Source organism: Mesorhizobium sp. 131-2-1 (assembly GCF_016756535.1).
In the GTDB taxonomy this organism is placed as follows: Bacteria; Pseudomonadota; Alphaproteobacteria; order Rhizobiales; family Rhizobiaceae; genus Mesorhizobium.
Genome location: NZ_AP023247.1, coordinates 155,597 through 169,368 on the forward strand (window position 1 = coordinate 155,597; position 13,772 = coordinate 169,368).

General features: G+C 64.0%; 11 protein-coding genes. 4 read left to right on the forward strand and 7 right to left on the reverse strand.

What is annotated here, in order from left to right:
- Positions 1–924 carry a DMT family transporter gene (locus JG743_RS00715; protein ID WP_202297060.1) on the reverse strand — a complete coding sequence of 308 codons (924 nt, stop codon included), beginning with the start codon at positions 922–924 and terminating at the stop codon, positions 1–3.
- 82 nt (positions 925–1,006) lie between these two features.
- Positions 1,007–2,287, reverse strand: coding sequence for an amidohydrolase family protein (locus JG743_RS00720; protein WP_202297062.1), 1,281 nt, complete (start codon positions 2,285–2,287; stop codon positions 1,007–1,009).
- Positions 2,288–2,462: 175 nt separating this feature from the next.
- On the opposite strand from JG743_RS00720, the gene JG743_RS00725 reads away from it, so the two are divergent.
- The gene (locus JG743_RS00725; protein ID WP_202297064.1) at positions 2,463–4,217 is read left to right on the forward strand and encodes an ABC transporter ATP-binding protein; all 1,755 of its coding nucleotides are present in this window, start codon (positions 2,463–2,465) and stop codon (positions 4,215–4,217) included.
- A 163-nt stretch (positions 4,218–4,380) separates the two neighbouring features.
- Here the strand turns inward: JG743_RS00725 and ilvD are convergent, their stop codons facing one another.
- A complete protein-coding gene (gene ilvD, locus JG743_RS00730) occupies positions 4,381–6,225 on the reverse strand; it encodes a dihydroxy-acid dehydratase (RefSeq protein WP_202297066.1) in 1,845 nt (614 codons plus the stop codon).
- A gap of 196 nt (positions 6,226–6,421) precedes the next feature.
- On the opposite strand from ilvD, the gene JG743_RS00735 reads away from it, so the two are divergent.
- The 3 genes from JG743_RS00735 (at position 6,422) to JG743_RS00745 (ending at position 7,908) form a co-directional block, all read left to right on the forward strand.
- Positions 6,422–6,766: an ArsR/SmtB family transcription factor gene (locus JG743_RS00735; protein WP_202297068.1), complete on the forward strand. Its 345-nt coding sequence runs from the start codon at positions 6,422–6,424 to the stop codon at positions 6,764–6,766.
- A 105-nt stretch (positions 6,767–6,871) separates the two neighbouring features.
- Positions 6,872–7,399 carry an SRPBCC family protein gene (locus JG743_RS00740; RefSeq protein ID WP_202297070.1) on the forward strand — a complete coding sequence of 176 codons (528 nt, stop codon included), beginning with the start codon at positions 6,872–6,874 and terminating at the stop codon, positions 7,397–7,399.
- Positions 7,400–7,437: 38 nt separating this feature from the next.
- Positions 7,438–7,908 carry a VOC family protein gene (locus tag JG743_RS00745; protein WP_202297072.1) on the forward strand — a complete coding sequence of 157 codons (471 nt, stop codon included), beginning with the start codon at positions 7,438–7,440 and terminating at the stop codon, positions 7,906–7,908.
- Positions 7,909–7,972: 64 nt separating this feature from the next.
- On the opposite strand, the gene JG743_RS00750 is transcribed toward JG743_RS00745, so the two are convergent.
- The 4 genes from JG743_RS00750 to JG743_RS00765 form a co-directional block, all read right to left on the reverse strand.
- A complete protein-coding gene (locus tag JG743_RS00750) occupies positions 7,973–9,463 on the reverse strand; it encodes a glycosyltransferase (protein ID WP_202297074.1) in 1,491 nt (496 codons plus the stop codon).
- Positions 9,460–11,076, reverse strand: coding sequence for a glycosyltransferase (locus tag JG743_RS00755; protein ID WP_202297083.1), 1,617 nt, complete (start codon positions 11,074–11,076; stop codon positions 9,460–9,462). The genes JG743_RS00750 and JG743_RS00755 overlap by 4 nt, the downstream gene beginning before the upstream one ends.
- A 75-nt stretch (positions 11,077–11,151) precedes the next feature.
- The gene (locus JG743_RS00760) at positions 11,152–11,943 is read right to left on the reverse strand and encodes a class I SAM-dependent methyltransferase (protein WP_202297085.1); all 792 of its coding nucleotides are present in this window, start codon (positions 11,941–11,943) and stop codon (positions 11,152–11,154) included.
- 168 nt (positions 11,944–12,111) lie between these two features.
- Positions 12,112–13,704, reverse strand: a complete 1,593-nt coding sequence (locus JG743_RS00765) for a peptide chain release factor 3 (protein ID WP_202297087.1) — start codon at positions 13,702–13,704, stop codon at positions 12,112–12,114.
- Positions 13,705–13,772 lie beyond the last annotated feature (68 nt).

Below are 13,772 nucleotides of genomic sequence, written 5' to 3' on the forward strand. Positions count from 1 at the left end.
TCAGTTCACCCCCTTCGGCACGTTCTCGGGCGGCACCACGGTTTCCACCACCTTCTGGCGATGGAAGATGAAGATGCCGGCGAGCACGACGATCGCCGAACCGACCAGGATGCGGGGGCTCGGCACGTCGCCGAAGAAGACCAGGCCGAAAATGATCGCCCACAGAAGCAGGCTGTAGTGCAGTGGCGCCAGCGTCGAGGCCGGCGCCAGCTTCAGCGCCCTGGTGATCATCAGATGGGCGGTGCAGGAGACGACGCCGAGCAAGAGCATGGCGCCGAAATCGAGCGCGGACGGCGCCCGCCAGGCGCCGATGGTCAAGGCGCCGCCGACCAGCAGCGTGCCGATGGTCTGCCAGGTAACAAGCGTCGTGTCGCTGGTGCCGCGCAGCCGCCGGCCGAGGATGATGGCGAAGGCGAAGGCGATGCTGCCGACCAGCGCATAGGCCGACGACAGCGAGAACGCCGCCGAGGAAGGCTTCAGAATGATCAGCACGCCGCAGAAGCCGACCAGGATGGCCAGCCAGCGGCGCCAGCCGACCTTTTCGCCGAGCAGCAGATGCGACAGCGCCGCGACATAGATCGGTCCGGCCATGTAGAAGCTCATCACATCGGCGAGCGGCAGGTAGACGACGGCGGCATAGAAGAGGCCGGTGTCGAGCGTGGTGGCCACCACGCGCAGAAGCTGCAGCACCGGCCGTTCCATGTGGAACAACTTGCCGGGCCCCTGGTTGGCGATCATCGGGCCAAGCACGATGAAGGCGCCGATTGAACGGATCAGCACGACCTGACCGACGGAGAAGCTGGCGACCAGCCATTTGCCCATCGCATCGTTCAGCGCGAACATGAAATCGCCCGCCAGCATCAGGAGGATGCCGGCGAGGAGAACGTTCCTGATCGTCAGAGTGCGGGCGATGGATCGAACCATGCCGGCTGCCTAGACGCAAGCGGCCGCTTTGACGAGTGGAAATCGCAGAAAAGGTAAGACCAGCAGCGGGAATCGGCTGGCTCTACGCCGATTTGTGCCGCCGATTTACCTGGCCCGGCCGGCCGGCAATCGACAGGCGCGTCTCCTGCTTCGTCCGCTCGGCCACGACCTTGCCCCTGGCGATGACGCAGAGGCGCTCGGGGCGCAAGCGCACCGCCTCGATCGGATTGCCGGCGTCGAGGACGACCAGGCTGGCGCGCTTGCCGACGGCAAGCCCGAGATGGTCGAGGCCCATGATGGCGGCATTTACGTTGGTGACCATGTCGAAGCAGCGCGCCATGTCGGCCGGGCTCGACATCTGGGCGACATGCAGGCCCATGAAGGCGACGTCGAGCATGTCGGCGGTGCCCAGCGAATACCAGGGATCGAGCACGCAATCCTGGCCCCAGCCGACGCGGATGCCGAGCGCCAGCATCTCCTTCACCCGGGTCAGGCCCCGGCGCTTGGGGAAGGTGTCGTGCCGGCCCTGCAGCATGATGTTGATCAGCGGGTTGGGGATCGCCGACACGCCGGCCTCGGCGATCAGCGGCAACAGCTTCGAGACATAGTAGTTGTCCATCGAATGCATGGAGGTCAGATGCGAGCCGGCCACCCTGCCCTGCAGGCCAAGCCGCTGCGTCTCATAGGCCAGCTGCTCGATGTGGCGCGACAGCGGGTCGTCTGTCTCGTCGCAATGCAGGTCGACCATCAGGCCGCGTTTTGCGGCGATTTCGCACAGTTCCGTCACCGAGCGCGTGCCGTCGGCCATGGTGCGCTCGAAATGCGGGATACCGCCGACGATATCGACACCCATGTCGAGCGCGCGGATGGTGTTTTCACGCGCCGTCGGCGAGCGGTAAAGCCCGTCCTGCGGGAAGGCGACGAGCTGCAGGTCGATATAGGGCGCCACCGTCTTCTTGACGTCGAGGAGCGCCTCGACCGCGAGCAGCCGGTCGTCGCAGACATCGACATGGGTGCGGATGGCAAGCAGGCCCATCGACACCGCCCAGTCGCAATAGGCGAGCGCCCGCTCCCGCACCGCCTGATGCGTCAACAGCGGCTTCAACTCGCCCCAGAGCGCGATGCCTTCGAGCAGCGTGCCCGACGCGTTGATGCGCGGAATGCCGTAGGACAGCGTGGCGTCCATGTGGAAATGCGGGTCGACGAAAGGCGGCGAGACCAGGTTGCCGTGGGCATCGACCTCCTTGCCCGCCTTGGCGTCCAGTCTGGGCTCGATCGCCGCGATCGTCTCGCCGGCAATGCCGATGTCGGCAACCCGTCCGTCAGGCAGGGTGCCGCCGCGCACGATGAGGTCGAAATCCATCTGTGGTCATCCCTTTGGTAGAATCAGCTTCTATCGTGGCCGAAAAGACACCCAGCCGCAGCCGTTTCCTTTCGCGACGGCGAAAGGTTCCATCCGACGGCAACTCGCTCTATAAGCCGCCTCTCGCCCCGGTGGCGAATCCGAAATCGTTTCAGCCAGGCATGGGATCGGCCGATTGTTTCGCTTCTTCCGCTCGACGGAAAACCAGCGCCTCATCGCGAGGCTGGTGAGGGAATCCTTCCGGGAGCACAGGGCCGGATATGGCGCCGCCGTATTGTCGATGCTCGTGGTGGCCGCCACGACCGGCGCGAGCGCCTGGATCCTGAAGGAGATCACCAATGAATTCGTGATCTACAAGAGGATCGATCGCGTCAATCTGATCGCGGTCGCAGTCGCGGTGATCTTCCTTCTCAAGGGCGCCGCCAATTTCGTCCAGGCCTATTTCATGAGCCGCGTCGGCAACGCCATCATCGCCGACCGACAGCGCAAGATCTATGACCGCATCCTGGCGCAAGGCATAGAATTCTATCATGCGACCTCGTCGTCCGATCTGATCACCCGCATGACCAACAATGCACAGGCCGCGCGCAGCGTGCTCGACCTCGTCGTCACGTCCTATGTGCGGGACCTGGTGACGCTGATTGTGCTGGTGTTGGTCATGATCTGGCAGCAGCCGGCGCTGTCTTTGATCTGCTTCGTCATCGGGCCCGTGGCCATCTATGGCGTCAACCGCATCCTGAAGCGCGTCCGCAAGATCGCCAAGATGGAATTCCGCTCGCTCGGCCAGATCGTGCATGTGATGCAGGAGACGGCAGTCGGCGTGCGCGTCGTGAAGTCCTTCAATCTCGAGGGCGCGATGCGCAAGCGCATGTACAAGGCGGTTTCCGACGTCGAAAACCGCGCCAACAACATCGCCACGCTGGAGGCCGCCACCAGCCCGGTCATGGAAACGCTTGCCGGCCTGGCGATCGCCGGCGCCGTCTTCGTCAGCGGTTTTCTCGTCCTTCAGGGCGGCCAGATGCCGGGCAACATCATGGCCTTCATCGGAGCACTGCTGCTCGCCTACGAGCCGGCCAAGCGCCTGGCGCGCGTGCGCATTTCGCTGGAGACCGGCATCGTCGGCGTGCGCATGATGTTCCAGCTCGCCGACCGGCCGCTGACGCTGGCCGAAAAGCCCGACGCCAGGCCGCTGCAGCCAGGTCCCGGCGAAATCCGCTTCGAGGACGTCGGCTTCGCCTATCCGGAGAGCCAGCCGGTGTTTGAAGGCTTCAACCTCACCCTCGCGGCGGGCAGGATGACGGCGCTGGTCGGGCCTTCGGGCAGTGGCAAGTCGACGATCCTGAACCTGATCATGCGCATGTACGACCCGCAGGACGGCAAGGTGCTGTTCGACGGCCAGGACATCTCCCATGCGACGCTCGCCTCGCTCAGGGGAAAGATCGCCTATGTCAGCCAGGACACATTCCTGTTTGCCGGCACCGTGATGCACAACATCCGCCTCGGCCGTGAGGGCGCGACCGACGCGGAGGTGATGGCCGCCGCCAAGGCCGCCAATGCACATGACTTCATCACCGCCATGGCCAAGGGCTACGAGACCGAAGTGGGCGAGAACGGCTCGCTGCTCTCAGGCGGACAGCGCCAGCGAATCTCGATTGCTCGCGCCATGCTGCGCAATGCCGAAATCCTGCTTCTCGACGAGGCGACCAGCGCGCTCGATGCCGAGTCGGAAGCGCTGTTCCGCGACGCGCTGCAGCAGCTCACCGTCGGGCGCACGACGATCGTCATCGCGCACCGGCTGTCGACAGTGCACCAGGCCGACACGATCGTGGTGCTGGAGAGCGGCAAGGTGGTGGAAAGCGGCCCGCACAAGACCCTGCTCAGGCAGGGCGGGCTGTACCAGAAGCTTTATGAATATCAGCTGATGCCGTAACGCCTTTTCCTCCCCCCCTTGTGGGGGAAGGTGGATCGGCGCGCAGCGCCGAGACGGATGAGGGGTGTTCCAGCGGAGTGAGACGTCGGCGTTCCCTGGAACACCCCTCATCCGTCGCCTTCGGCGACACCTTCTCCCACAGGGGGAGAAGGGGGAGCCTAGATCACTCCGGCACTTTCCTCACAGCGCCCTTGTCGGCGCTGGTGGCGAACGCCGCATAGGCGCGGAGCGCTGTCGTCACCTTGCGCTTGCGCTTTTCCTCGGGCTTCCAGGCATCCACGCCTTTTGCCGCCATCGCCGCGCGGCGGGCATCGAGCTCTGCCTCTGAGACGGCGAGGTGGATCTTGCGGTTGGGGATGTCGATCTCGATCGTGTCGCCTTCCCGGACCAGGCCGATCAGCCCGCCTTCGGCGGCTTCCGGCGAGACGTGGCCGATCGACAGGCCCGACGTGCCGCCGGAGAAGCGACCGTCGGTGATCAGCGCGCAGGCCTTGCCGAGGCCTTTCGACTTCAGATAGCTGGTCGGGTAGAGCATTTCCTGCATGCCGGGTCCGCCGCGCGGCCCCTCATAGCGGATGACGACGACGTCGCCCGCCTTGATCTCGTTGCCGAGGATCGCCTTGACCGAGGCATCCTGGCTCTCGAAGACACGGGCCGGGCCGGTGAACTTCAGGATCGACTCATCGACGCCGGCGGTCTTCACGATGCAGCCGTCGAGCGCCAGATTGCCTTTCAGCACGGCTAGGCCGCCGTCCTTGGAGAACGGCGTCTCAGCCGAGCGGATGACGCCCTTCTCGCGATCGAGATCGAGCTCGTCCCAGCGGCGGTCCTGGCTGAAGGCGACCTGCGTCGGCACACCGCCGGGGGCGGCGAGGAAGAAGTCGCGCACGTTCTCGGCGGAGGTGCGGGAAATGTCCCAATGGTCGAGCGCCTCACCGAGCGTCGCGGTGTGGACCGTCGGCAGGTCGCGGTTGATCAGTCCGGCCCGATCGAGCTGACCGAGGATGGCCATGATGCCGCCGGCGCGATGGACGTCCTCCATGTGCACGTCGGACTTGGCCGGCGCCACCTTGCAGAGCACGGGCACCTTGCGCGACAGCCGGTCGATGTCTTCCATGGTGAAGTCGACCTCGCCCTCATGCGCGGCGGCGAGGATGTGCAGCACCGTGTTGGTCGAGCCGCCCATGGCGATGTCGAGCGCCATGGCGTTCTCGAAGGCGCCCTTGGAGGCGATGCTGCGCGGCAGGGCGCTGGCGTCGTCCTGTTCGTAGTAGCGCTGGGCAAGATCGACGACCAGGTGGCCGGCCTCGACGAACAGCCGCTTGCGGTCGGCGTGGGTGGCGAGCGTCGAGCCATTGCCGGGCAACGACAGGCCGAGCGCCTCGGTCAGGCAGTTCATCGAATTGGCGGTGAACATGCCGGAGCAGGAACCGCAGGTCGGGCAGGCCGAGCGCTCGATGACCTTGACGTCCTCGTCGGAGACACGGTCGTCGGCGGCGGCCACCATGGCGTCGACGAGGTCGAGCGCCTGCGCCTTGCCGGCGAGCACCACCTTGCCGGCCTCCATAGGGCCGCCTGAGACGAAGACGGTCGGGATGTTGAGGCGCAGCGAGGCCATCAGCATGCCGGGGGTGATCTTGTCGCAGTTGGAGATACAGACCATGGCGTCGGCGCAATGCGCGTTGACCATGTATTCGACCGAGTCGGCGATCAGCTCGCGCGACGGCAGCGAATAGAGCATGCCGTCATGGCCCATGGCGATGCCGTCGTCGACGGCGATGGTGTTGAATTCCTTGGCGACGCCGCCGGCTTTCTCGATCTCGCGCGCGACGAGCTGGCCGAGGTCCTTCAGGTGCACATGGCCCGGCACGAACTGGGTGAAGGAGTTGACCACGGCGATGATCGGCTTGCCGAAATCACTGTCCTTCATGCCGGTGGCGCGCCACAGGCCGCGGGCGCCGGCCATGTTGCGGCCATGGGTGGTGGTGCGGGAGCGATAGGCGGGCATGAACTTTCCTTGGCTGGCTGGCCGCGCTCGATGCCGAGCGTGGCGGCGCTGAATTTGGACCGCAGGGTTTATAGACGCCGCAGTCCGGCATGGCCACAATTTTGCGATGCGCCAGATTTTGCCTGCGCCGGTTGACGGCGGCGAGCCATCCGTATATAGCCAATTGGGTATATAGCTATTTGGCTATGGAGTTGATGTGAACCAGTTGGATGCCACTTTCGCGGCGCTCGCCGATCCGACGCGACGCGCCATCCTCGCCCGGCTCATCCAAGGCGAAGCCTCGGTGATGGAACTGGCCGAGCCGTTCGCAATGAGCCAGCCGTCGATCTCCAAGCACCTCAAGGTGCTGGAAAATGCCGGACTGATTTCACGCGGTCGTGACGCGCAGCGCCGGCCCTGCCGGCTGGAAGCCAAGCCGCTGGCCGAAGCCAATGATTGGTTGGAGCGCTATCGCAAAATCTGGGAGGGCAACTTCCAGCGGCTCGATGCGCTGCTCGGCGCGCTCAAGGCCGAAAAAGGCTCAGACGAGCAGGAACATTAGACCCGGACGACTTCGGCGCGGGCCGAAAATATCGACGCCGCTGTCGGATCGAGGCCTGGCCGAGCGTCCTTGGGCTAATCAAGGACGAAGCAGAGGAGGACAGCAATGAGCACCACGAGATTGCCGGATTCGACCCTCGCGACGTTGACAGTCACGACCCCCAGCGATTGCGAGGTGAGGATCACCCGCGTCTTCGACGCGCCTCGCCCGATGGTGTTCGACTGCTGGACCGTGCCGGAACTCCTGAAGGGCTGGCTGCACGGCCCGGACGGCTGGTGGCTGGAGGTATGCCAAATCGACCTCAGGGTCGGCGGCGCGGCACGTTACGTCTGGCATCACAGCGATGGCCAGGTCATGGGCATGAGCGCCACCTACCGCGAGATCGTGCGCCCGAGCCGGATCGTCGCCACCGAGCTTTTCGACCAGGACTGGACCGGCGGCGAGACGCTGGGGACGGTGATCTTCTCGGAGGTCAACGACAAGACACTGCTGACACAGACGATCCTCTATGCCTCGCAGGCGGCGCGCGACGGCGCGCTCGGCACCGGCATGACCGGCGGCATGGGCGAAAGCTACGCTAAGCTCGACGCCTATCTTGCTTCCCTGCAGGACGCCGCCAAGGGCGCCGCCTGATCCTTCCATCATCCCCAAGAGAAGCCGAGGAGAGACGCATGCAAAAGATCACCACCTTCCTGTGGTTCGACGGCCAGGCAGAAGAGGCCATGAACCATTACATGTCCATCTTCAAGAATTCCAAGGAGCTGAGCGTGACGCGTTGGCCCAAGGGCCACGCTCTTGAAGGCAAGGTGCTGGTGGCGTCGTTCGAGCTCGACGGCGTTCCGTTCCTGGCGCTCAACGGCGGACCCCAATACAAGTTCACCGAGGCGATCTCGCTCTCGATCGACTGCAAGACCCAGGAAGAAGTCGATCATTTCTGGACCAGGCTCACAGAAGGCGGTGGCGAACCTGGCCCCTGCGGCTGGCTGAAGGACAAGTTCGGCGTTTCCTGGCAGGTCGTGCCGGAACAGCTGCCGCGCCTGCTTCAGGACCCCGACCAGGCAAAGGCCGGCCGGGCGATGAATGCGATGATGCAGATGGGCAAGATCGACATCGCCAAGATCGAGGAGGCCGCCAGGGGCTGAACCGCCCCAGGCCGATCGCTCCAGCTCCAGGGCGGTTCACCGTTTCACGGAACGGAGAACCGCTCTATCTCTGGATCAGACCATGCTCCTCAAGGATTTGCGCAATACGCCGCCCCACCACGACCAGCGATTGCTGTTCCTTCAGGAGCGCGAAGCCGCGACGCGCACGTGCATCGGCTTCCCCAGGTGAATCGTAGACCTTGCGCAAGGCCTCGACCGCGGCGTCGGCGTTCGCTGTCGCCCAAACCTGACCTTTGGTCTGCACATATTCGCCGTGGCGAACCGGCTCCAAGGCATAGGCGACGGGATATCCGGTCAGTTCATTGATGAAGTCGGTGGTGCCGCCATAGTCGGTGGCCACCACAGCCTTTCCGGCCGCGAGCGCCTCGGCGGCGCCAAAGCCGAAGCCTTCGGAGCGATGGAGCGAGATGAACGCATCGCATCCCCGCATCAGCGCATCCACGCCCATGCGATCGAGCGTGTGGTCCACAATCTGGATCCGGTCGTCTTGCGCTGCCATGTCACCAAGCCACTGCCGCAGCCCTTCATCGCGCTCGCCGCGCGTTTTGACGATCAGCTCGACATCACGCTTCGCCGGCGGGAAGGCGGCGCGGAAGGCGTTGACCGCGGCTTGAGGGTTCTTGCGCGCGACGTACGAGTCAAAGTCCAGATAGGTAAAGAAGCGTAGCGTTGCGCGGTCAGGGCGCGGTGTCGGCGCTTGCAAGGGAAGCCGCACGGGCTGCGGCACATACTTCAGGCTTACGCCCGAAAGTCCGTCGAAGGCGGACGCCACGAAACGCGAAGGCGCCCACACTTCGTCAAAATCACGGATTGCGGCATGCCATTCCCGCGGAATCTTTCCGAGCTCCCAAAACGGAAACAGGATGTTCAACCGGCCGGGCGCGATGTCCTGGCGATAATGCTCGGCGGCGGCCAGACCGGTAACGACCAGCTGGGCCTTGCGGTCGACCACCGGGTTGGACTTGGTTGTGAATTCGGCGTCATTTTCGCGTCCGGGCAAAGCAAGGGCGCGGGACGTAACGGGCAGGCGCGCCGCGTCGCACGCGTAGACGATGTTTCGCGCCGCCTGGCCCAGTCCAATTTCGGAACACAGATATCCGCTGACGCACAGGCCATCTTCCAGATTTCGCGGGAAGGGGATGACGCGACGTTCGGAGAGCTTCATCCGCACCGCCTTGAAATGGGGGGCATCGAAGCCATTGCGCAAAAGGTGCGCGATCGGATTGTCCTGGCCCGGCCGGAACCCCGGGGCCAGAGAGGCATAGCTTTCGATATCGATCCCGTTCGCCGGCTTCCGCCTTTCGCGCCAGCCATGGCTCATATAGTGCGCGAACGGATCGATGCCGCTCATGGCGACGTCCTTGTGGGCAGTCAAATACCACTCCGGGTCGAAGACGCCGGTCAGTTCGGCCAATGCCCGAAGATGCCGGTGCTCCCATTCGACGCCCAGCACCCCCTGCATCTGCTGCCGCCGCGACAGGATGGTACGCCGAGCGTAGCGAACGACCCTTCGCGCAAAATCCTTGATCGTCACGGATTGCCTATCCTGTCTGTCCACGGAAATCCGGCTTGCGGCCGATCGCCCATATCCACATGCGGATTGCAAAAGGGATCCTGCTCCACGGCTTCGCGCCAACGCTCGGCTATCAGGCGCATGCTTGCGACACGCATCCTCAGCACCTCAGGCGTGGCTTCGGAACCACGCGTCGCGGATTCGCGGTGGACGATCCCGTCCGTCGGTAGCGAAATGACCCTTAAGCCCATCAGGCGCGCGCGCAGGCAATAGTCGACATCGTTGTATTCAACAGGCAGGCAGACCTCGTCAAACCCGCCGATCTCATGGAAAACGGTTCGCCGCGAGGCGATGATGGCGCCCGTCACGGCCTGATAATTGCGCACGGTGCGCATGGCGTGGAGATAGCCGTCCGCATTTCCCGGCGCGCCTCGCAACACATGCTGCGCCAGCACGGGATGCTCGCTGTGCGAGCCGGGTTGCAAAACTATGCCCGCATGCTGCACCGAGCCATCCGGGTACAAAAGGCGGGCGCCCACGACGCCGACTTCGGGGCGCATAGCGTGCGCAACCATCAACTCCAGCTGACGAGGGTCGGTGATCTCGACATCATTGTTCAACAGGACCACAACGTCCGCGGTCGCGGCCGCCACGCCCATATTGACCATGCGAGAGAAATTGAAGCGGCCATGGACCCTGACGATACCGGCGCCGTGCTGCTTCTGGAGTTCCGCGTAGAGTGCCAGCGTGGCCGGGTCGGTGCTTGCGTGATCCACAATGACGAGCTCGGGCGAAAGGTGCTCCAAGGCTTTCACAAACCGGACGCAACGCTTCAGGAGTTTGGGCTGGTCACGGTTGGGAATGACGATCGCCACGGACCGAGGCGGAGGCAGACGCGCGATATCGGCTGGTTCCGCCGAAGGACGCGGCAGACCAGTGGGAAGGTGCATGACGGTCTCGGTGAGATGACCGACCGCGAGAGGCCCACTCGCCAGGGCACGCAGCCAACCGTGCAGGGAATTCGGGCGCCCGGCCGAGCGCCGGCCAAGGATGAGTTTACGCGAAGCCATGAAGGCCGTGCCGACATAGTCCATCGAAACGATCAGATCGGGATCCCAGCCCGGCAGAAAACAAGGCTGCGGGACCGCCCCGGCATCGAGACGGCGATCATGATCGCAGACGATCAGGTCCGGCATCGGTGCCCCGCGCGACGGTGAAAGCATGCGATTGAGGAGAGCGAAGGCATCCGTATCGAACGTCGTACCCGCGGCTGCGAAAACCATATGACTTCCGCGCCACAGATGATCGTGCGCCGGATCCGACAACAGGTTCAGCGCATCGAGCGTCGGCTCCGCGAACAGGCCGCGCAGGCTTGCAAAGTCGTCCACATCAGGCAAGTCCGTCTCGCGGACACCGGCAACGACGATCTCGATATTGCGATAGGACTGTGCAAGCAGCGTCGAGAGCGTATCCGACAGGGCCTCGCCGCTCGCCGATGCCGCGTCATGGATCACAACGGTAATCAGGTGATTCCACGTGCGCTGCTCGCCGGCTGCCGCCATCCTTTCGGCCAACCTGGATTGCCGCCAATCGTCGTAACCCGCCGATAGGGTGGCGTCTTCCCGCCTGCTCATACTACCGGCTCTCCTCAGTCGCCGTCGGCTTGTCTGCGCGTGCCGATTGTTGTCGTTGCCGAAAGAGATCGATCACTACAGCTTCGTCAGAACGACCATGTCCTGATAGTCGAGCGCACCGCGCGGGATATACTGGCATACACGCAAGAATTTCGACCAATGATCGAATACATACCGCACATTGTGGAAGGCGGAGTGGTAGAAGTCGGGGAAGTCTGCGCCCCACTGGTCATCCTTGGTAAAGAAAAGCCCTCGCGTATAGAAGATATCCGCGACCTGCTCGCGAAGCGGCGACTCCGGCGGAATCCCTCCGGAAAACTGATCGAATGCATGCTGTCCGTGAACTGTCAGCGTGACAAACCCGCCCGGGCGAAGGACGCGTGCCAACTCCGCAAGCCAGGCATCCTGATAATCCTCATCAAGATGCGACATCACACTGTGGTTGAAGATCAGGTCGAACGAGCCATCGCCGTAGGGAAGCGGAGGCAGGCCTTGCGTAAGGCTCGTTTCAATCCACGGCATATGCGCCGAAACCCATTCGATCGCTTCGGCGTCGATCTCGTTTCCGTACAGCTTGCGAGGCAAGGCGGGCACAGGCAGATGCCGCAAGATGCGGCCGCAGCCGCAACCCCACTCGAGGATATCGTTGAAATCCCCGTATGACTTTCGGATGGACGCCAAGGCCCGCTCCAGATCGCGCAAGGACTTTGCCCCCGACTCAACGAACCAGTCGCCGGCGTCCGTGCCGGTGACCTTGTAGCGCAGCCGCGGCGGAGGGAGCTGGATTTCCGGAGCAGCGCCGGATCTGTCGGCCGCATGGACTGCTGCTCCAGGTCCCTGATTTGAACTCTCGGTTGTCGAAATCACGAAGCCTCCTGTCCTGCATCACAAGAGCATCACGCTTCGGCGATGCTCCGCGGCTTTTATGGACCGATCAGACGACGATGAAAATCCAGAACATCCGACAGAGTCCGAGCGGTTCAGCTTGTGCAGGCATCTGCCGGCATCGTTTCGGCGCGCCAAAAGAGACCGCCTTCACGCTGCCTTGTCGCGAACCTGATAGTCCTTCACCGCCGCGAAGCGGATCGCTTTCCAGCGCTCGGCCTCGTAGTTGAGCGAAAAGCCATGCTGGGCGAGGAAGACCGGATCGTTGTCGAGGTCGCGGGCGATGTCGCCGCGATGCGCTTCGATGAACCGTTGCACCTCCGCTTTGTCGTCGGCCGAGATCCAGCGGCAGACCGAGAACCGCGACATCTCGAAATCGACCGGCAGCGTGTATTCGAAGTTCAGCCGTTCCTTCAGCACATCGAGCTGCAGGGCGCCGACGACGCCGACGATTGCGGGTGAACCGTCTTCCGGCGAGAACAGCTGCACGACGCCTTCCTCGGCCATCTGGTGCAGCGCTTCCTTGAGCTTCTTGGCCTTCATCGCGTCGCCGAGGCGGACGCGGCGCAGGATTTCCGGCGCGAAGTTCGGCACGCCCCGGAACAGTATCTCCTCACCTTCGGTGAGCGTGTCACCGATGCGCAGCGTGCCGTGGTTGGGAATGCCGACGACGTCGCCGGCGAAGGCCTCGTCGGCGGTGACGCGGGTGCGGGCGAAGAAGAACTGCGGCGCCGAAAGGCTCATCGGCTTGCCGGTGCGCACCAGCTTGGCCTTCATGCCGCGCTCCAGCTTGCCGGAGCAGACACGCACGAAAGCGATGCGGTCGCGGTGGTTGGGATCCATGTTGGCCTGGATCTTGAAGACGAAGGAGGTCATCTTCTCCTCGGTCGCCTCGACCTTGCGGCTGTCGGCCTCCTGCGCGCGCGGCGGCGGCCCGAAGGCGCCGAGCGCCTCGATCAGGTCGCGCACGCCGAAATTGCGCAGCGCCGAGCCGAAATAGACCGGCGTCAGATGGCCCTCGCGGAAGGCGTCGATATCGAGCGGGCGGCAGGCCTCGCGCGCCAGCTCCAGCTCCTCGATGAAGGCTTCCCGCTCATTGTCGGGCAGCAGCCCGGCGACGCGGTTGGAATCGGGACCGTGGACCGGCGTGCGCTCCTTCTCGTCGTCGCTCCTGCGCACGGCGTTCAGCGCAAGGTGGTAGGTGCCCGAAAAGGTCTTGCCGCGGCCGATCGGCCAGGTGACGGGGGCGGTGTCCAGCGCCAGCTTCTGCTCGATCTCGTCGAGGATCTCGAAGGGATCGCGGCTTTCGCGGTCCATCTTGTTGACGAAGGTGATGATCGGGATGTCGCGCAGCCGGCAGACCTCGAACAGCTTCAGCGTGCGCGGCTCGATGCCCTTGGCGGCGTCGATGACCATGACGGCCGAGTCGACCGCCGACAGCGTGCGGTAGGTGTCGTCGGCGAAGTCTTCGTGACCTGGCGTGTCAAGCAGGTTGAAGACGTTGTCGTCATACTCGAAGGTCATCACCGAGGTGACGACGGAAATGCCGCGCTCGCGCTCGATCTTCATCCAGTCGGACCGTGTCTGGATGCGGTCCTTCTTGGCCTTGACCTCGCCGGCAAGCTGGATCGCGCCACCGAACAGAAGCAGCTTTTCGGTGAGCGTGGTCTTGCCGGCGTCGGGGTGGGCGATGATCGCGAAGGTGCGACGGCGCGATACCGCGTTTTCGATGTCTTCTGCCAAGTCGTGGAATCCTGTCTGTGGCGCGGGCTTCTAGCAGTGCATTGCCAGCCTGTCGACAGTTTCGGGCG

Excerpts from the sequence above, each read along its gene's own strand:
- JG743_RS00715 (WP_202297060.1), bottom strand. The coding sequence starts at position 924 with ATGGTTCGATCCATCGCCCGCACTCTGACGATCAGGAACGTTCTCCTC.
- JG743_RS00720 (WP_202297062.1), bottom strand. The coding sequence starts at position 2,287 with ATGGATTTCGACCTCATCGTGCGCGGCGGCACCCTGCCTGACGGACGG.
- ilvD (WP_202297066.1), bottom strand. The coding sequence starts at position 6,225 with ATGCCCGCCTATCGCTCCCGCACCACCACCCATGGCCGCAACATGGCC.
- JG743_RS00740 (WP_202297070.1), top strand. The coding sequence starts at position 6,872 with ATGAGCACCACGAGATTGCCGGATTCGACCCTCGCGACGTTGACAGTC.
- JG743_RS00745 (WP_202297072.1), top strand. The coding sequence starts at position 7,438 with ATGCAAAAGATCACCACCTTCCTGTGGTTCGACGGCCAGGCAGAAGAG.
- JG743_RS00755 (WP_202297083.1), bottom strand. The coding sequence starts at position 11,076 with ATGAGCAGGCGGGAAGACGCCACCCTATCGGCGGGTTACGACGATTGG.